The organism is Parendozoicomonas verongulae, from assembly GCF_009711465.1.
Lineage (GTDB): Bacteria > Pseudomonadota > Gammaproteobacteria > Pseudomonadales > Endozoicomonadaceae > Sansalvadorimonas > Sansalvadorimonas verongulae.
This window is the reverse complement of the sequence record NZ_SMME01000736.1, coordinates 1,578-2,073: the sequence shown is the minus strand read 5'-3', so window position 1 is coordinate 2,073 and position 496 is coordinate 1,578. Positions and strand designations below refer to the sequence as shown.

The following is a 496-nucleotide window of genomic DNA, read 5'->3' as shown; positions in this document are numbered from 1 at the left end:
TACCAGTGCCGGGTTGGTGGTGAACAATGGTTCCAGTGCACCCTGCACCTGCTGGCGATAGATCTTGAAGTCCACCGATTTGATATTGGCTTCATGGGTGCTGACCTGGTACTTGGCAGTATCTTCTTTAATATCGGTTTCCATCGGGCCTGACGGGGGCGGTGTCACCTCCCCTTCCATCAAGTGCATAATGCCCCGCAGGCGGGTACGCACATGCTCCAGCTCGGCGAAGTTGGCGTTCTGCCACCAGTCCAGATCTCTTACCTGATTGATCAAATCGCCCTGCTGCTGCACCTGTGACAGGTGGGGTGGCAGCATATCGACCTTTTGCACGACGGTGGCCCACAGCTTCTGCAGTTTGTCTTTGTTGGTGTAAAGGGCCGTTTGTGCGGCAATCATGTCCATATCGAAGCGCAGGGCATTGCCCTGACCTCGCACATCCACCCACTGCATCAAGGGGCCAATTTCATCCACAAGCTGCTGACGGGTTTGTGGA

General features: G+C 55.4%; 1 pseudogene. It reads right to left on the bottom strand.

The window, feature by feature from the left end:
• A pseudogene (locus tag E1189_RS04420) lies at positions 1 to 496 on the bottom strand (DEAD/DEAH box helicase family protein); the annotation flags it as partial.